At 30.5% G+C, this 19,045-nt stretch carries 20 protein-coding genes; 16 read left to right on the forward strand and 4 right to left on the reverse strand.

All coding sequences use genetic code 11. The features are described 5' to 3' along the window. The first annotated feature begins 4 nt into the window (after positions 1-4). Together ACO6VN_RS14020 and ACO6VN_RS14025 are read left to right on the forward strand one after the other, a co-directional pair. Complete coding sequence (locus ACO6VN_RS14020) at positions 5-1,486, forward strand: sucrose-6-phosphate hydrolase (protein WP_422404802.1); 1,482 nt, start codon at positions 5-7, stop codon at positions 1,484-1,486. A gap of 185 nt (positions 1,487-1,671) precedes the next feature. Then, on the forward strand, positions 1,672-2,916 hold the full coding sequence (locus tag ACO6VN_RS14025) for an SdrH family protein (RefSeq protein WP_422404803.1): 1,245 nt from the start codon (positions 1,672-1,674) through the stop codon (positions 2,914-2,916). Between the two features lie 62 nt (positions 2,917-2,978). On the opposite strand, the gene ACO6VN_RS14030 is transcribed toward ACO6VN_RS14025, so the two are convergent. Then, positions 2,979-4,679, reverse strand: coding sequence for a M3 family oligoendopeptidase (locus tag ACO6VN_RS14030; RefSeq protein WP_194200053.1), 1,701 nt, complete (start codon positions 4,677-4,679; stop codon positions 2,979-2,981). A gap of 153 nt (positions 4,680-4,832) precedes the next feature. Further along, the gene (gene mroQ, locus ACO6VN_RS14035; protein ID WP_016999249.1) at positions 4,833-5,600 is read right to left on the reverse strand and encodes an intramembrane glutamic endopeptidase MroQ; all 768 of its coding nucleotides are present in this window, start codon (positions 5,598-5,600) and stop codon (positions 4,833-4,835) included. Between the two features lie 176 nt (positions 5,601-5,776). On the opposite strand from mroQ, the gene groES reads away from it, so the two are divergent. The 3 genes from groES (at position 5,777) to ACO6VN_RS14050 (ending at position 8,400) form a co-directional block, all read left to right on the forward strand. After that, on the forward strand, positions 5,777-6,064 hold the full coding sequence (groES, locus tag ACO6VN_RS14040) for a co-chaperone GroES (protein ID WP_016999250.1): 288 nt from the start codon (positions 5,777-5,779) through the stop codon (positions 6,062-6,064). A gap of 53 nt (positions 6,065-6,117) precedes the next feature. Then, positions 6,118-7,743 (forward strand): chaperonin GroEL, encoded by a 1,626-nt coding sequence (gene groL / locus ACO6VN_RS14045; protein ID WP_064204924.1) that lies wholly within the window; start codon positions 6,118-6,120, stop codon positions 7,741-7,743. A 93-nt stretch (positions 7,744-7,836) separates the two neighbouring features. Then, the gene (locus ACO6VN_RS14050; protein WP_194200052.1) at positions 7,837-8,400 is read left to right on the forward strand and encodes a GNAT family N-acetyltransferase; all 564 of its coding nucleotides are present in this window, start codon (positions 7,837-7,839) and stop codon (positions 8,398-8,400) included. A 104-nt stretch (positions 8,401-8,504) separates the two neighbouring features. On the opposite strand, the gene ACO6VN_RS14055 is transcribed toward ACO6VN_RS14050, so the two are convergent. Beyond that, the gene (locus tag ACO6VN_RS14055; protein WP_064204926.1) at positions 8,505-9,017 is read right to left on the reverse strand and encodes a methylated-DNA--[protein]-cysteine S-methyltransferase; all 513 of its coding nucleotides are present in this window, start codon (positions 9,015-9,017) and stop codon (positions 8,505-8,507) included. Positions 9,018-9,135: 118 nt separating this feature from the next. Here ACO6VN_RS14055 and ACO6VN_RS14060 point away from each other — a divergent pair, with 118 nt between their 5' ends. Together ACO6VN_RS14060 and rsgA are read left to right on the forward strand one after the other, a co-directional pair. Beyond that, positions 9,136-9,948 carry a MetQ/NlpA family ABC transporter substrate-binding protein gene (locus ACO6VN_RS14060; RefSeq protein ID WP_422404804.1) on the forward strand — a complete coding sequence of 271 codons (813 nt, stop codon included), beginning with the start codon at positions 9,136-9,138 and terminating at the stop codon, positions 9,946-9,948. Positions 9,949-10,143: 195 nt separating this feature from the next. Further along, a complete protein-coding gene (gene rsgA / locus ACO6VN_RS14065) occupies positions 10,144-11,193 on the forward strand; it encodes a ribosome small subunit-dependent GTPase A (protein WP_064211734.1) in 1,050 nt (349 codons plus the stop codon). Between the two features lie 268 nt (positions 11,194-11,461). Here the strand turns inward: rsgA and ACO6VN_RS14070 are convergent, their stop codons facing one another. Continuing rightward, on the reverse strand, positions 11,462-11,638 hold the full coding sequence (locus ACO6VN_RS14070) for a hypothetical protein (RefSeq protein ID WP_167543685.1): 177 nt from the start codon (positions 11,636-11,638) through the stop codon (positions 11,462-11,464). Between the two features lie 167 nt (positions 11,639-11,805). Here ACO6VN_RS14070 and ACO6VN_RS14075 point away from each other — a divergent pair, with 167 nt between their 5' ends. From ACO6VN_RS14075 to ACO6VN_RS14115, 9 genes are all read left to right on the forward strand, one after another. Further along, positions 11,806-13,089: an aminotransferase class I/II-fold pyridoxal phosphate-dependent enzyme gene (locus ACO6VN_RS14075; RefSeq protein WP_239704081.1), complete on the forward strand. Its 1,284-nt coding sequence runs from the start codon at positions 11,806-11,808 to the stop codon at positions 13,087-13,089. A gap of 168 nt (positions 13,090-13,257) precedes the next feature. Then, positions 13,258-13,635: a PSM export ABC transporter transcriptional regulator PmtR gene (gene pmtR / locus ACO6VN_RS14080; protein ID WP_422404805.1), complete on the forward strand. Its 378-nt coding sequence runs from the start codon at positions 13,258-13,260 to the stop codon at positions 13,633-13,635. 1 nt (position 13,636) lies between these two features. Further along, positions 13,637-14,512 (forward strand): phenol-soluble modulin export ABC transporter ATP-binding protein PmtA, encoded by an 876-nt coding sequence (pmtA, locus tag ACO6VN_RS14085; protein ID WP_135021554.1) that lies wholly within the window; start codon positions 13,637-13,639, stop codon positions 14,510-14,512. Then, a complete protein-coding gene (locus tag ACO6VN_RS14090; protein ID WP_422404806.1) occupies positions 14,513-15,169 on the forward strand; it encodes an ABC-2 transporter permease in 657 nt (218 codons plus the stop codon). Then, a complete protein-coding gene (gene pmtB / locus ACO6VN_RS14095; protein ID WP_422404807.1) occupies positions 15,166-15,831 on the forward strand; it encodes a phenol-soluble modulin export ABC transporter permease subunit PmtB in 666 nt (221 codons plus the stop codon). Before ACO6VN_RS14090 ends, pmtB begins: the two co-directional genes overlap by 4 nt. Before the next feature lie 15 nt (positions 15,832-15,846). Beyond that, positions 15,847-16,716, forward strand: coding sequence for a phenol-soluble modulin export ABC transporter ATP-binding protein PmtC (pmtC, locus tag ACO6VN_RS14100; RefSeq protein WP_422404808.1), 870 nt, complete (start codon positions 15,847-15,849; stop codon positions 16,714-16,716). Beyond that, positions 16,716-17,444 carry an ABC transporter permease gene (locus ACO6VN_RS14105; RefSeq protein ID WP_103269059.1) on the forward strand — a complete coding sequence of 243 codons (729 nt, stop codon included), beginning with the start codon at positions 16,716-16,718 and terminating at the stop codon, positions 17,442-17,444. Before pmtC ends, ACO6VN_RS14105 begins: the two co-directional genes overlap by 1 nt. A 61-nt stretch (positions 17,445-17,505) precedes the next feature. Continuing rightward, entirely contained in the window at positions 17,506-17,709 is a 204-nt protein-coding gene (locus ACO6VN_RS14110) for a hypothetical protein (protein WP_016999108.1), read from the forward strand. 102 nt (positions 17,710-17,811) lie between these two features. Further along, positions 17,812-19,005, forward strand: a complete 1,194-nt coding sequence (locus tag ACO6VN_RS14115; protein WP_016999106.1) for an amidohydrolase — start codon at positions 17,812-17,814, stop codon at positions 19,003-19,005. Positions 19,006-19,045: the final 40 nt, after the last annotated feature.

Raw genomic sequence — 19,045 nt, forward strand, 5'->3', positions numbered from 1 at the left:
GGTAATGGTTAATTGGACACGTGAAGAACGATATACAAAATTATCAGATATAACAGAAGAAGAATATTTAGAGCTACAAGAAAAAGTAAATCAGTCTGAATGGCGTCAAATTTTTCATATACAGCCTAAAACAGGGTTATTAAACGACCCTAATGGTTTAATTTATCATAATGGTAAATATCACATATTTCATCAATGGTATCCATTAGGTGCGGTACACGGTATTAAATATTGGTACCATTACATAAGTGATGATTTAATTCATTTTGAAGACAAAGGAATAGCCTTAGCTCCAGACACATCGTATGATAGTCATGGCGTTTATTCTGGTAGTGGTTTTGATTACAATGGCAAATTATATTTAATGTATACAGGTAATGTAAGAGATTATGAATGGGAACGTACATCTAATCAAATGATAGCAGTAGAACAAGAAGACGGTTCTTTTAAAAAATTAGAAAAACCTGTTATAGAAAGTAGCCCAGAAGGATATACTGAACATTTTAGAGATCCAAAAGTATGGGAACAAAACGGCAAGTATTATGCTATATTTGGAGTTCAAAGAGAAAATGAAACAGGTACAGTTATTGTCTATGAATCAGAAGATGTTAAAAATTGGAATTTCAAAGGTGAACTGAAAACAGAATTAAATGAATTTGGATTTATGTGGGAGTGCCCAGATTTATTTGAATTAGATGGACAAGATGTACTCGTTTTCTCACCTCAAGGAATTGAAGCAGAGGACGATCGATTCGAAAATATTTACCAATCAGGATACATAATTGGGAATGTTAACTTAGAAGAACTGACGATGGAACATGTCCAGTTTAAAGAATTGGACCAAGGCTTTGATTTTTATGCACCTCAAACATTTTTAGATAAAGATGGAAAGCGTATATTAATAGGTTGGATGGGATTGCCTGAAATTGATTATGCGACTGATGATGAAGGTTGGGCACACTGTTTAACACTTCCTAGAGAATTAACGATAGAAAATAACAAACTTAAACAAAGACCAATTAAAGCATTAGAAAAATTAAGAAGTAATGAAGAAACTGCAGAAGGATATGCAAATAAGCATTCCGTGAAATTACACCCGTATGAAGGCAAACAGTATGAGCTCATTATAGACATACTTGATAATGATGCAACTGAAATCTATTTTGAAGTGCGTGTTTCTAAAAAGTGTTCAACGCAAATAATATATAACACAAAAACTAAAAAACTTACTTTAGATCGCTTTGAGAGTGGAGTAGTGAGTGAAGCGGTAGAAAAGGCTACAAGATCCACTGTTTTAGATAATGAGCTAAACCAACTTAGAATATACAGTGATACTTCTAGTTTAGAAATTTTTGTGAATGATGGAGAATGTGTATTCACATCAAGAATATTTCCTGATAATGATGCAGTTAACTTTAGAACATCTACAGAATCAGGACAAGTTTATTTGAAATTTACAAAGTATGATATTGAATTTAATAAATAGTATTAAAACTCTACACCTGTTGTTTTTTAAAAACAGGTGTTTTATTATGTGTAATAAGTTAGAGATTTATGAATAAGTTATTACAAAATATTAATTCTGTGTAACATATTATATATAAGCATAGAAAAGGTTTTAATTATCATTTATACTGAAATTGTAAAAAATAACAAGGAGGGGAGATCTTTATGAAGATATTTAGAAATGTATTTTTATCATCCGTGATATTATCTTCAATAGCATTTTCAGGTTATACAGTAAATAATGTTGATGCCAAGGAAACAATTGAAGATAATACGAAAGATACTTCTCCTAATACAAACAACGATGTAAGTAATGAAAAGATAGAGAAGCAAAAAACATCAGAACAAGATAAATCGACAGAAGAAGATAAATCAGAAGAGAAAAATACTGAAAATTCAACAGAAGAGCCAAGTACTGAAGAATCAGATAAAGGTGATACAAGTACGGAAGAGCCAAGTACCGAAGAACCAAATAAAGGTGATACAAGTACGGAAGAGCCAAGTACCGAAGAACCAGATAAAGGTGATACAAGTACGGAAGAGCCAAGTACCGAAGAACCAAATAAAGGTGATACAAGTACGGAAGAACCAAGTACAGAGGAACCAAATAAAGGTGATACAAGTACGGAAGAACCAAGTACAGAGGAACCAAATAAAGGCGATACAAGTACGGAAGAGCCAAGTAGCGAAGAACCAGATAAAGGTGATACAAGTACGGAAGAGCCAAGTACCGAAGAACCAAATAAAGGTGATACAAGTACGGAAGAGCCAAGTACCGAAGAACCAGATAAAGGTGATACAAGTACGGAAGAGCCAAGTACCGAAGAACCAAATAAAGGTGATACAAGTACGGAAGAGCCAAGTACCGAAGAACCTCAAAATAATGGAGGAAATAACAATCAAACTCCACCACCAAATCAATCAAATAAAAATGATTCATCTTCAGAACCACCAAAATCAAATGAATCATCTAACCAATCTAAATCAGACAATTCAAAGGAAAACGATATAGAAAATTCTACACCAACTATGCCTTCTTATCCAAACACAGATGAAATAGGAAACTACCAACAAGACGGTATACAATCATCAGAACATTCTCCAAAATTCATTCCAGGTAATGCTGAAGAATATTATAATAAAATGGATAAAGATGTACTAGATTTAGTTACGAGTAAAGTGGGGACAAGACCAGATTTAGCAGAACCGAAATTTAAAAATAATGAGAAAACGACAGAAACAACTACAGTAGATAATGACCAGACAACTAAAAAAACGACACATGATTTTGAAAATGCAAGTGATAAAAAAGATATAACGAAACAAACTATACTAGGCATTTCAATTGCTATCGTCATTGTATTAGGTGCAATCATCGTCTTTATTATTAGAAGAATAAGAAGAACATGAAATAAAAAACAAGACTGAGACATTTATTTATATCTCAGTCTTGTTTTTTTATTCTATAATTATTAAAACTCTGATTGATCTATATTAAGCGTAGCGTCATATAAGTGGTTTACAATTTCTTTAACTGTACCTTCTTTAAATGGTGAGTTTAATTGTACAGAATTCATTATATCTATAAATGATTTTGAACCTCCGATTTGACATATTTTCAAGTAATCATTCCACGCTTTGTCTGGGTTTTCTTCATGTCTAATATAAAATTGCATGGCACAAATAGTTGCTAAAGTATAATCGATATAATAAAAAGGCGAAGCGAATACGTGACCTTGTCTATGCCAAAAACTACCGTTTATTAAATGAATAATACCGTCATAATCTTTATTCGGTAAATATTTTCGTTCTAAATCTGACCAAATTTTACGTCTTTCTCCCGGTGTAAGGTTAGGATTCTCATACACTTTATGTTGAAATTCATCAATCGCAACGCCATAAGGTAAAAATTTAATATTGTCTTCTAAATGAGATAGCTTGAATTTTTCAGTATCTTCACCAAAGAATAATGACATCCAAGGATATGTTAAATACTCCATACTCATAGAATGTATTTCACATGCTTCTGAAGTTGGGAAATAATATTCTGGGACTGAGTATTTTAAACTTTCAAATACTTGAAAAGCGTGTCCCGCTTCATGTGTCATAACTTCTATATCACCTTGTGTGCCGTTGAAGTTAGCAAAAATGAATGGTGAATTAAAGTCATTTATTATCGTACAATATCCACCGCTCTCTTTTCCTTTTTTAGCTTCTAAATCAAATAATGATTTATCTATCATATAATCAATAAACTTGCCTGTTTCATTAGAACGTTCATGGTACATTTTTTGAGCATTTTTAATGATTTCTTGTGTGCCAATCTGAGGTTTAGGAGAACCAGATTTAAAAGTAAAGTTTTGGTCATAAACTTTTAATTGATCGACATTAATACGCTCGGCATGTTGTTTATTAATTTGTTCGGTAATTGGTACAACATGGTCCTTTATTTGATTTCTAAATACTTCTACATCTTCTGCATTATAACCAATTCTTTGCATACGATCATAACCAAGTTGAATAAAATTGTTATAGCCGAGTTTAAGTGCAATTTCATGTCTTACCTGAACAAGGTCATCGTAAATGCGGTCTATCTTTTCTAAGTGTTCTTCAAAGAATTGTTCTTTTGTTATGTATGCTTCCTTTCTAATATCTCTGTCTGGATTAATAAAATATTTGTTAAATTGAGATAGGTTCAGGTGTTCATCTTTATATAATATGTCAGCAGACGCAATTAATTTATCATACTCACTTATGAGTTTATTTTCTTTTACTAATAAATCATTAATAGAAGGATGATAAGTATTGAGTTCAACTTTAGCCAACTCAAATAACTGTTCACCAAAATGTGATACTAATCCGTCTGTATGTTTAGAATTCAAAAGTGCTTTATAAAATAGATTGTCTAAGTTTTGAATTCTTGGCATGTTTTCATCGAAAAAGTCACGTTCTTTATTGTAAAATTCATCGTTTGTATTGATGGAAGCACGGATAAGCGCAATGTTAAAATGCGTATCAGTGTGGTTACGGATTTTATTAATATCATCTACAAAACTTATTGCTTCCTCTAAAGTATTTGCAGATTCAAAGTCTTTTAATAATGACTTTATGTTTTGTTCCTTTTCTTCAATATTAATATGTTCATACTGAAATTCGTTAAATGTTAAGACCATATAAATACCCCCTCATTTCTTATATTATAACTTATTTTACAAATTATAACTTATTACTTTTAATATAATTAAAATTTTGATTATTATCAATAAAAATCCCTAAACCCTTGAAATTAACCAACGGAATAGGGATGACTAAAACATATTCTAAATTTAAAGCATATGAATAATAGTGTTGTAAATTAAATGTGCCATTTGAGACTGTTTTTCTAATTGGTCTTGAAGATCATCTTTTAAAAAGATTTGTCCAATTACTACGACACCATTCATTCCCATATGTGCAATAATTGGAACAATGATACGTTTTGTTAATACATAAAGACCACTGAAAACTGTGCCCATTACAACGTAAATTAAAGTGTGCTCTGGATCAGAATGCGCTAATGAAAACACAAACGAACTAACAAGAACAGCAATGATAAAACTTAGCCAAGTAGGTTTTTTAATCATATTAAAAATTTCACCAAATATTAATTTACGGAAAATTAATTCTTCTAAAATAGGTCCAGCTAAAACGATATATAAAATTAAAATATGAGATTCCTGTGCTATTTTCATTAAGTTCTGGGTATTGCCACTTTCAATAGGTTGATTAAATACGTAAATATTTATATAAGCAGCTATCCCTTGTCCGAACATAGCAAGAAATATACCGGCGATACACCAAAAGATAACGTATAACCAAGGTTCTTTAGTTTGTTGTTCGAGTCGAGTTGGATTTTTAATATTTGAATTCATATACCATAATATTAATACCGTAATGATAGCTGTAATTGCCATCCATGTTAATGAAATCTCCAATCGTGTTGTATTGGATAGATTAGCATTTGCGTATATAGTATTTGGCACGATTGCGATTGTTTGTACAATTACAAATAGTAAAAGTGTAGTTACATTGACTGTTAATCTTTTAAATTGCATTTCTATAATTTCCTCCAAAAATAAACATGTTAATATTGTATCGTATTTTTGTAAAAAAGAGAAAAGTTTAAGTTATTTTACTTGTAATTTTGACCAAGTTTGATTATTATAAAAATATAGTTAGCACTTAACTATTAAGAGTGCTAATATTAAAAGCGCCAAGGAGGATTTTATAAATGTTAAAACCATTGGGAGATAGAATTATTATCGAAAAAACAGAAAAAGAACAAACTACAGCGAGTGGAATTGTATTAACAGATTCAGCTAAAGAACAGTCTAACGAAGGTAAAGTTGTAGCTGTTGGACCAGGTAAACGTTTAGAAGACGGTACAAGACTGACTGTTGATGTATCTGTTGGTGATCAAGTTGTTTATCAACAATACGCAGGAACAGAAGTTAAACGTGATAAAGAAACATATATTATCCTTTCAGAAGATGATATTTTAGCAATAGTTGAACAGTAATTGGTTAAAAATTGAAATGAAACATTGATATATAATTAATGGAGGTATTATAGATGGCTAAAGAACTTAAATTTTCAGAAGATGCACGTCGTTCAATGTTAGCAGGCGTGGACAAATTAGCTAATGCAGTTAAAGTAACATTAGGACCTAAAGGACGTAATGTTGTTTTAGATAAAAAATTCACTTCACCACTTATTACAAATGATGGTGTAACAATCGCTAAAGAAATTGAATTAGAAGATGCTTATGAGAATATGGGAGCGAAATTAGTTGCTGAAGTTGCTAACCAAACTAATGAAGTTGCTGGTGACGGAACAACAACTGCTACTGTATTAGCTCAAGCAATGATTCAAGAAGGCTTGAAAAACGTTACTAGTGGTGCGAATCCAGTAGGTATTCGTGAAGGTATCGATAAGGCAGTTAAAGTTGCTTTAGAAGAATTACACGAGATTTCACAACCTGTAGAGAAGAAAGAAGAAATTGCACAAGTAGGTTCTATCTCTGCAGCTGACGAGGAAATTGGTAAATTTATTTCAGAAGCTATGGAAAAAGTAGGTAACGATGGAGTTATCACAATTGAAGAATCAAAAGGCTTCAACACAGAATTAGAAGTAGTTGAAGGTATGCAATTCGATAGAGGTTACACTTCACCATACATGGTTACTGATTCTGATAAAATGACTGCAGAATTAGAAAATCCATACATCTTAATTACAGATAAAAAAATCTCATCATTCCAAGATATTTTACCTGTATTAGAAAAAATATTACAAACAAACAGACCAATATTAATTGTAGCTGACGATGTAGAAGGCGATGCTTTAACAAACTTAGTACTTAACAGATTACGTGGAACATTTACTGCAGTTGCAGTTAAAGCACCAGGATTCGGTGATCGTCGTAAAGCAATGTTAGATGATTTAGCTATTTTAACTGGTGGTCAAGTTATAACTGATGATTTAGGTTTAGATTTAAAAGAAACAACATTAGATATGCTTGGTGAAGCAGGTAAAGTACAAGTAACAAAAGATGATACTACAATCGTTGAAGGTCAAGGCGATTCTGTTAATATCGATGCTCGCGTTGGTCAAATCAAAGCTCAAATTGAAGAAACAACTTCTGACTTTGATCGTACTAAATTACAAGAACGCTTAGCTAAATTAGCTGGCGGTGTAGCTGTAATCAAAGTAGGTGCAGCAACAGAAACAGAATTGAAAGAACGTAAGTTAAGAATCGAAGACGCATTAAACTCAACACGTGCTGCTGTAGAAGAAGGTATCGTAGCAGGTGGTGGTACAGCACTAGTTTCAATTTATAACAAAGTATCTGAAGTTGAAGCTAAAGGTGATGTAAAAACTGGTGTGAACATTGTATTGAAAGCATTAGAAGCACCATTACGCCAAATTGTAGAAAATGCTGGTTTAGAAGGATCAATCATCGTAGAAAAACTTAAAAATGCAGACGAAGGTATTGGTTACAATGCAGCAACTGAAGAATGGGTTAACATGTTAGATGCAGGTATTGTAGACCCTACGAAAGTTACGCGTTCAGCATTACAAAATGCAGCATCTGTTGCGGCTATGTTCTTAACAACAGAAGCGGTAGTAGCAGATATACCTGAAGACGAACCAGCTGCTCCAGATATGGGCGGCATGGGCGGAATGCCAGGTATGATGTAATAAAATAATACCATTACAATTCCTCTCACCATTGTGGTGAGAGGAATTTTTTATGTTAAAATGAAATTAATTTGATTAAGAGAGGTAAATAATATGATACGACAAGCTAAAAAGACAGATGCAGTTAAATTAAGTGAACTTATGTATATTATTTGGCATGATATGCAAATTCCGTTAGTTGAGAATAATTCAAAGGAAAAAGTATTAAAAATTATTCAACAAAGTATTGAAGAGGGCAATTATAGAAACCATTATAAAAACATGCATGTATATGAAGTAGAGGGAAATATTGCTGGCTTCATTAATTGTTATTCTGGAGATGAAGAAAAGCAACTCGAAGATAATTGGCATAATATTGATTTCAAAGAAGAATTTAAGTTGGAAGGAACGCCATTACCTGAAAAAGAAGCGAACGAAGGCGATTTATATATAGAATCTATAGCTGTATTTTCAGACTATAGAGGTCGAGGTATAGCTACTAAATTGATTGATTACATATTTGATTATGGTAGAAATCAAGGTTATAAAACTGTGACACTTAATTGCGAAGTAGATAACGAAGGGGCTATGAAATTATATAGAAATCTAGGATTTGAACCACTTCATGGTAGAGTATTAAGTGGACATGATTATAAATATATGGTCAAAAACATCTAAAAGAAGGTATATTTAATTAGAGTGGGACAGGAATCTTATTTTCATAAAAAGATTTCGTAGTCCCACTTTGCCAATATAACGTAAGTTCGAGAAATTGTTTATAGTTAAACATTTAAACCACTTTCGATAGCTAAGAGTTTTTCTTTTCTATCAACTCCGCTTGAATAACCTCCTAATGACCCGTCAGCTGCTATTACTCTATGACACGGAACAATAATACTAAGTTGATTTTTACCATTTGCATTAGCTACTGCTCTAAAGGCTGTGGGCTGATTAATATTTTCAGCTAATTGTTTATAAGAAATTGTCTCTCCATAAGGAATATCGCATAGAGCGTTCCATACTTTTTGTTGGAAAGGTGTACCAATATTAAAGTTTATCGGAACTGAAAACTCACTTAATTTACCATCAAAATATAAAGAAAGCTCTTGTTCTAACTTATCCAATATTTCATGATTTTCACTTGAAATATCTTCATTTAGCGTTTGCTTAATTTTTTCTGTTTCCTTTTCCAAACTATACTTATCATTAAAATGTAGTAATAATAAGTGCGTCTCGTCACAAATACCAACCATTTTACCCGCTTTTGTATCAAATTCTTTTTGATATAGACTCATATAAAGCCCTCCTTTAGTAAATTTTAACACATGCTCACGTTATTGACTTTAAAAATGTAAGTGATATTATTGCTATAAAACATATGAGTTTAATCGGGAATGAAAGGGAGGCTTTATAATGAAAAGAAATATAATTTTATCAATGATTCTTATAGTATCCGTTATATTAGTAGCTTGCGGAAGCGGGGAAAAAGAGAAAAAGGAAATTACAATAGCAACATCACCAGGTCCATACAGTGAGCTATTTTTAAAAGGTATTAAACCAGAACTAGAAAATAAAGGATATACCGTGAAACAAAAAGATTTTACTGAATTATTACAAGCAGATGTTGCATTACAAGAAGGTAGTGTAGATTTAAATGTTGATCAACATAAAGCTTATATGGATACATTTAATAAAGAAAGAGATGCCAAATTAACAAATATTAATAAAATACCAACTGTACCAGCTCAAATTTTTTCAGAAGATAACAAAGATATTAAAAGCATAGAAAATGGAGACACTGTGGCTATTCCGCAAGATCCTTCAAATGCTGCCAGAGCATACCGATTATTAGAAAAAGCAGGTTGGATTAAATTAGATGCAGATAAAGATAATATTACAATTTCTAAAAAAGATATTTCTGACAATCCAAAAAATATAAAAATTAAAGAAATGGATTCAGCCAATATACCTAGAATATTAGGAGAAGTAGATTACGCAGTTATACCTGGATCAATTGTTTATGCATCAGATGTAGACCCTTCAAAAGGACTATTAAAAGAAGATTTAGTTAACGATTTATACTTACAAGTTGTAGTAGATGGAAAAAATAAAGATAAACAATGGGTAAAAGATATAAAAGAAGCATATAGCTCAAAAGGATTTAAAAAAGTATTCAATAAAGAAAATAAAGATGACTATTGGAAAGTACCAGATGAATTGAAGTAAGGGATTAAATATAGTCTAGGGTTATTTCTACAATCCTAGATTATTTTCTTATTGTTTAAAATAGTTATTTGAACTACAATACGATTAACATAGTTGAAAGGATGATGTTTTATGAAAAATATAAATAAAATGCTTCTATGTCACAAAAGCACGGGTGGTCATAATTCCTAATATATAAATAATAAGGGGAATTTAATGAATTTAAACAAATTAGGACTAAAGAAAGACCAATTAAATTATTTTGAAGAACATTATGAAGATAGCTTTCAACTAGGAAGAGTATCATTTGTTGGGAAAAATCATTTTAAAGTAATAATGAAAAATGGTGAATACTTAGCTGAAATTACACAGAAATTAGTTATTAACGATATGATACCAGTTATCGGTGATTGGGTAGTTATTAATGATTTAGATAATTTTAAATTAATTATTGGTATACTACCAAGATTTAGCGAACTAAAAAGACAATCTAAAGTACACGAAACTATATCACAATATATTGCTACTAATTTAGATGAAGTTTTCGTTGTTATGGGGTTAGATGGAGACTTTAATTTAAATAGATTAGAAAGATATGTTATGCAAATAACTGAGAGTAGAGCCAATCCAATTATCATTTTGAATAAGTTGGACACCGTAGATAACTATCAAGAAAAAGTCCAATTAGTTAAACAAAGATTAGAGGATGTCCCAGTAATAGTAACTAGTGTCACAATGAAAACGAATTTAAATAAAATAAAAGATAGATTTTATGAAGGTATGACGGCGACATTAGTGGGGTCATCCGGTGTAGGAAAATCGAGCATTGCCAATTATTTAATGGGCAAAGATGCGTTAAAAGTAAATTCAACTAGAGAGTCAGATAGCAAGGGCAGACATACTACTACTCATCGAGGATTGTATTTTGTAAATCCAGAAGGTTTAATAATTGATACTCCAGGGATGAGAAGTTTAGCTATTTATGGAGATAAAAATGACCTTCATACAAGCTTTAAAGATATTTCTGAATTTGCTCAGTCTTGTAAATTTAATGACTGTTCTCATGAAGAAGAACCAGGTTGTCGAGTACAAGAAGCAATTGAAAATGGCGAATTAGATGAAGATAGACTTAATAATTATAAAAAATTATTAAAAGAAATTGAGTATAATGAATCCAAAACTTCAAAAAAAGCATTAGCCGAGAAAAAAGAAGAGTGGAAAAATAAAACTAAAAGATATAAAAATCATAATAAAATCATATATTAATTTATAAACGTGATTAAAATCAGAGCGGAATGTTGCAAGACGAGCACCACGTGCAACATAGAAGGTCATAATGTTGCAAGACGAGCACCACGTGCAACATAGAAGGCTAGAATGTTGCAAGACGAGCACCACGTGCAACATAGAAGGTCGGAATATTGCAAGACAAGTCCCACGTGCAACATTCCATCCACCATAATATTCTTCACAAAAAAACAGCGCTTCGTTTCCTAACCTTAACGAAGTGCTGTTTTGTACTTTTATTTCATAATTATTTTTTATGACTCTGTTTGTTACGATCGCTATTTCGATTAATAAATGCAGCAATTAGAAATAATATAGATGCAATGGTAAATTTAATACCTGAATCCCCGCTAATTTCCATAACAACGCCTATTATAAATGCGACTACAGCTAATCCAGCGAGTACTTTAGTAATGGTAGACATTTTATAAACTCCTTTTCTTAATGATTATATTATAACAATTTTTATTTTCTTATCAAAAGTATAATTTAAACAAAAATAAAATCATTAAATTACGTATACATCCTTTTCATTTTAATAAATCTCGTCTACTATAGAGGTATCATATTAACGAAAGAGGATGACTTTCTATGAACCCACTAGCTTTAGAATTGAATGAACAATTAAAAAATGAATCTCCAATCGTATTGGATATGCTTTCTGATTTAGGTAAATCAATGTACTTCCCTAAAGGTATATTATCTCAATCTGCCGATGCTAAAGGTACTAAATACAATGCAACAATTGGCATGGCTACTACTGACGAAGGTATTATGTATACAGATGCATTATATAGTCAATTTAGTGATAGAGAACCTAGCGATATATTCCCATATGCTCCACCTCAAGGTTATGAAAAACTTAGAGAATTATGGAAAAATAAAATTTTAAAAGATAATCCAGATTTAAGTGAAAATGCTATTTCAAAACCTGTTGTAACAAACGCGTTAACTCACGGTTTATCACTTGCTGGTGATTTATTTGTTAATCATGATGACACTATTTTATTACCTGAACATAATTGGGGTAACTATAAATTAACATTTGGCGTAAGACATAATGCTCAAATTGAAACTTATCAATCTTTTGAAGAAGATGGTAGTTATACTTTAGAATATTTTAAACGCGCTTTAGAAAATTACAATAAAGATAAAGTTGTATTAGTCTTAAACTTCCCTAATAACCCGACTGGCTACACGCCAACAGTAAATGAAGTGGAAGAAATGGTTTCAGCAATTAACCAATTAGCTGACAAAGGAACACAAGTAATTGCTTTAGTTGATGATGCTTATTATGGACTGTTCTTTGAAGATATTTATAAACAGTCAGTATTCACTGCATTATCTCGATTAAACCATGACAATATTATGCCTGTTAAAATTGATGGTGCAACGAAAGAATACTTCTCATGGGGATTCCGTGTTGGATTCTTAACTTTTGGTTCCCAAAATGAAACTGTAAAAGAAGTATTAGTTTCTAAATTAAAAGGTTTAATTAGAAGTAATTTATCAAGCTGTGCATTGCCGAGTCAAACAGCAATTGTACATGCTATGGAAGACCCTTCATTCCAAGAACAAGTTGATCACAATATCAATATTTTAAAAGAAAGATATGAAGTAACGAAAGATGTAGCATATCGTGAAGAATATAAAGATTTATGGACGCCTTATGCATTTAATTCTGGTTACTTTATGGCAATCAAATTAGCAGATGTAGAAGCTGAAAAACTAAGATTGCATTTAATTAAAAATTATAGCATCGGTGTTATTGCATTGAATAAAACAGATGTACGTGTAGCATTTAGCTGTATTGAAAAGAATGACATTGAATATGTATTTGAATCAATAGCTAAAGCGATTCATGAATTGAAATAATATAAGTGTATATAGAGTGTGTATATCAATTGATATACACACTCTATTTTTTTGTTGTTTGTAAATATCGTTATTACAAGAAATTGATGTAAATTATAGAAAAATATTTGACTAAACAATGTATAGTGTATATACTGTTTATACACATTTAGTTGGAGGAGGTAGGACATGAAGATACTTCTGCAGAATAATAGTAATCAACCTATTTATGAACAAATAAAAGAACAAATAAAGGCGAATATTTTACAAGGTAAAGTTGAACCTGGTACATCATTACCTTCAATGCGAGAGCTAGCAAGTGATTTAGGAGTTAGTTTAATTACAACTAAGCGCGCCTACGTCGATTTAGAACAAGAACAGTTTGTAACTTCAATTCGAGGTAAAGGCACATTTGTAAAAGAACAAGATGCCTCGATAATGAAAGAAAAACAATTTATTGTGATTGAAGACTTGGCTAAAGAACTAACAAAACAAGCGAAATTAATAGGTATGGATCTGAAAGAAATAAATGAAATTATATCGTTAATATATGAGGAAGGTGAGTAATATGACAAAAGCGATTGAAGTAAATAATCTAAACTATCATGTTAAAGATTTTAGTCTTAACGATATACAGTTTGATGTAAAAAAAGGTTATGTAACAGGTTTTATTGGTGCTAACGGTTCAGGTAAAACGACGATTATAAGAATTTTAATGGGTCTTTTAAAAGAACAAAGTGGAGATTTGAAAATATTAGGAGAATATTTGAGAGAGCATCCTGTAGAAATTAAAAATAAAATTGGCTTTGTTTATTCAGAATTATATATGTACGAAAAATGGAATATCAAAACAATTGAATCAGTAGTAAGTAAATATTATAAAAATTGGGATCATGATATTTTCTCGAAATATGTTGAACAATTTGGTTTAACTTACAAACAAAAAGTAAAACATTTCTCAACAGGTATGAAAATGAAATTATCTTTAGCAATCGCTTTGAGTCACCACGCTGAACTATATATATTAGATGAGCCAACTGCAGGTTTAGATCCAGTAGTTAGAAATGAAGTGCTTGAAATATTGCAAAAAGAATTAATTGATGAAGAAAAAACAGTATTTTTCTCTACTCATATTATTTCAGATTTAGAAAAAATTGCTGATTATATTGTTTATTTGAAAGACGGATCAATTTTATTAAATGAAAGTGTGAATGACTTAACCGAGAAATATAAAATTGTTAAAGGCGACTCAAATATGCTGGATGATGAATTAAAATCGCTATTGATTAATATTAAAGAAACAAAAACTGGATTTTCAGGAATGACAGAAAATAGTCATGTATTTCTTGAGTTATTTGGAAAAGAGGTAGTGATTGAAACACCAACAATAGAAGAAGTGATGGTAAGAATTGAAAAAGACCAAAAAAATAAGGTTGTGGTTTAAATGAAAGCAATTTTTTACCGAAACTTTATGTATGAAAGAAGTTACTTGTTAGCATATTTTATCTGTTTTGTTTTAACTTTCTTTGCTCAATTCACTTTTGGATTTGAAAACATTGAAATAATAAATTTTGTTCCGATATATTTTATTGCTACAGTTTCAATTCATTGTATTAATAATGCCATATTATTGAATAAGCAAAGTAGCCCAATTTTTTATAATAGTTTGCCTATTTCTAAAATAGATATCGTAAAAGCACATTACTTATATAACTTATTACTGACAATTTTTTCTTTTGTATTGATTATCATAATAGCTTTATATAAGAATGACACGATATTTCTTCAAGCAGCTATATTTATTGTAGCAACAAATTTATTAACATTAAGTATAGTTTATCCAACGTATGCACATGTTAATATTACTCAACTAGGAGCTTGGATATTGGGAGCTATGTACGCTATATTTGCAATGTTGTATTTCGGAACATATTCAAATCGTTCATATGCATTTTCAGAAATACTAGGTTGGAAAATATTTTTATACTATACACCTTCAATGTTGTTAATAGTTGCCATTATTATATGGATAATTCAATTTAGTAGAGCTATTCATAGTGCTAAGAAAGATAAAATTACCATTTATGGAGGTGTAAAATGAAGCCGATATTATACCGTAATTTAATATTATTAAAACCTTACTTAATTTATATATTGGTAATGATTCTTGCATTACCAGTTACAATGATTTTACCATTTAATAATTACATCAAAATATTTCTATTAGGGATGCTCATGTTTCTTTTACATGTTGTCACTTTGGCGTTTCCTTATTATATATATTTAAGAATTAACAAGAATAAATCAGAAATGAACTTTTTAAGTTATCCTATAACACAAATAACGACGGTTAATATGCACTATTTAACTGCTATTATTTTAATCCTGATCAACTCGGTTACGATTGGTTTATATAATTTAGTGGCATTAATGTATGCGGCAAGTGATATGGATGTTGTTATAAATATGTCAGGGATACTAACGAATGTTGCTGCTAATTTATTTACGATTAGTTTAATATTACCGCTTTGTGATTTTAAGAGGTTTTTAAAAATACCATTAGTAATATTGATTATTTTGATTGGTTTTATATTACCAAGTATAGTACCGTACACAGATAAACTATTGAATAAATTATCTATTCAAACAAATGTTTTTACAAATTATGGAGATGAAATTTTTGTTTCTATATCAATCATATTATTTATCATTACTTACGTAATAGCAATTTCTAAAGCAAGAAAAGGCGAGATAACAATATAGAAGAGGTGACACATTTTGAAATTAACAAACATAAATAAATATTATGGCAAGCAGCAAGTTTTAAACGACATCGACTTTGAATTTGGAGATAGTCAAATAGTAGGTTTAATTGGTAAGAATGGTGTAGGTAAGACTACATTGATGAAAATTATGAACGAAAACATCGTTAAATATAGTGGGAAATTTAAACAAGAAAGTGACGTACGAGTAGGTTATTTAATTGAAAATCCTAAACTGTATTTGAATAAAACCGGTTATTATAATTTAAACTTTTTTAGAGAAGTTTTAGGTAAAGAGGTTGATGACACATATGTTAATCAATTGATAGAGTCATTTGGAATCAAACCTTATATAAACAAAAAAGTTCAAAAATATTCAATGGGTATGAAACAAAAATTATCAATAGCAGTAGCTTTAATGAATAAACCACACTATTTAATATTAGATGAACCAACGAATGGCATGGATCCAGACGGTTCAATTGATGTGTTAAAAACAATTGAACGTGTAAGTAAAGAACTGAATATCAAAGTTCTTATTTCAAGTCATAAATTAGAAGATATTGAACTCATATGTGACAGAACTGTATTTATGAAAAATGGTCGTATTGTTGAAGATTATAATATGAAAGATGAATCAAAAAGAATTACGAAATTCTTAGTTGAAAGTAATCAATACAACGAAGCGCTTGATGTTTTAACGATGAATTTTAAAGTGATATCTAGTAATAAACATGAAGGGTTAATCGCGATTGAAGCATTGCAAGATTATCAAAATGTACTCAGATTACTCAGCGAAAAAGATATTTACCCTAAATATATCGAAAATAATAAAACTACATTAAGAGATCAGTACTTTAATATTAATAAAGGAGTTGAAGCATAATGAACATCTTACAACACGTTAAATATGATATAACGAGAATATTTAAAAGTCCATTAGGCTTATTCGGCTTATTTCTAGCAATTATTCCTAGCATTGCTGTTATCATTATTTCTTTAAATATGGATAATGTATTTACTTCTCCTGATGTATTAACTGGTTTCTTTGCTTTTGGTGGATTAGTATTATTAATGTTTACATTAAGAACAATTGTTAGAGACATGTCATATGGAACAATTCAGTTATTTTTAAATTCTAAGAAAAACAGAACGATGTACTTATATGGTAAATTAATTTCAGTAATAGGAATCATTATTTTGTTTACTATATTAGGCACTGTAGTTACGTTGCTATCTACATTTATGATGACAACAGGTGATTTAGAGTTTACAGATTTCTTTAAAATGTTTGGTGAACTACTCATTATCATTTTATTCTATGTAACTTTATTGAATATTATTAATTTATTAACTGGAAAAGCCGTGATGGTTTATACTACAGCTATCGTATGTATTATACTCTTACCAACTATATTCAATATACTTTCAATCGTTCCTCAAATAGGAGAAAAAATAGTTAAAGTGATGAAATATAATCCACTAGACTTTCTTCCAGATATTTTAAATAGTGGTTACTTAGGTATGGAAGGTTACCAAATTGGGATAACGGTTGTTTGTATTCTAGTATTTACAGTTATTAACCATTTCGTCATTATAAATAAGAATATATAATGGTTTATCCTTCATTTGTGTGTTAAATTTAATTTATTAGATAAATGAATGAGGGATATTCTTGGGTAAAAAATTTATTAAACACTATATTATTATAGGTATTATATGTATCGTTGCGAGCTTTTTCTTTAATGGTACACCAAGTTCGTTAATGATTGGTGCCGGTTTAGGTTTCTTTTTAACAGCGCTAATTGCGAAATTTGAAAAAGAAGATAAAGTTGATGAACATCCGGATAAAGCAAAACAAAATCAAGACAAAAAGTAAAAAGTCGGGATAAATTAGCCGGAGTCTGGGACATAAATAAATTGTCTCAGGCTTTTTCATTATATTGGCGGCAGTTAACTAGAAGGAAAATGAGGTGGTTTAATGTTAAGAAGTCTATTATTTAAAAAACTAGAACAAAAAGAACACGACATGATTAAGCACTATCGCTATTTACATCAATATCCTGAACCTTCGTTTTTCGAAGAAAAAACAGCTCAATATATAGAAATGTTTTATAAAGATAAGGAAGTTAAAATACATAATCGTATTGGCGGAAACTATGGTTTGATTGTAGAAATAAATGGCGGGAAACCTGGTAGAACAATTGCTTTAAGAGCAGATTTTGATGCTTTAAACATTGATGAAGAAACAGGTTTGGCATTTTCATCTAAACATAAAGGATGGATGCATGCTTGTGGGCATGATGCTCATACAGCTTATTTAATGGTATTAGCAGAATCTTTAATAGAATTAAAGGATAGTTTACCTGGAAAGGTTGTTATTATTCATCAACACGCTGAAGAGTTAGCTCCAGGTGGTGCAATTGATATGTTGGAATCAGGTCTATTAGATACCGTAGATGAAATCTATGGTATTCATCTATTTCCAGACTTTACGCCTGAAGTTATTTCATATAGAAAAGGTCCTACAATGGGCGGTAGATCTCTATTTCATTTGAAGGTTAAAGGTAAAGGAGGACATGGTTCCAGTCCACATTTAGCAAATGATGCCATAATGGCAGCTAGTACGTTTGTGACGAATATACAAACAGTAATATCGCGTAGATTAAATCCATTTGATATGGGTGTAGTCACGATAAGTTCATTTAACGGCACGGGATCACTTAATGTAATTCAAGAGAATGTTGAACTTGCGGGTGATGTTAGATATATGGAAAATCGTATTGGCCATCAAATTAATGATGAAATCTTGCAAATGATAGAAGGTCTTGAAGAAACTTTTAATGTTGAATGTCAATTCCAATATGACTTAGACTGTATACCTTTAATTAATCATTATAAACAGACAGATTATTTAGTTGATATTTTAGCTACTAGTCAAGGTGAATATTTTAAATTATTGAAAGAACATGAACAACTAACAAGCTCTGAAGATTTCGCTAGTTACTTAGAAAAAATACCAGGAACTTTCTTTTTTGTAGGATGTAAACCTTATGATGTAGAAGAAGCTTTCTTTAATCATAGTCCTAAATTCGTGGTTAATGAAGATGCAATGTTGACTGCAAGCAAGGCATTAGGTGAAATAGTATTAAACAGGCTGTACATAGAAGAATAAGAAAGATATCGTCTTAAAGATACTTAAATAGATGTCACGA

It is taken from the genome of Mammaliicoccus sp. JADD-157 (genome assembly GCF_049310805.1).
GTDB classification, from domain to species: domain Bacteria; phylum Bacillota; class Bacilli; order Staphylococcales; family Staphylococcaceae; genus Mammaliicoccus; species Mammaliicoccus lentus.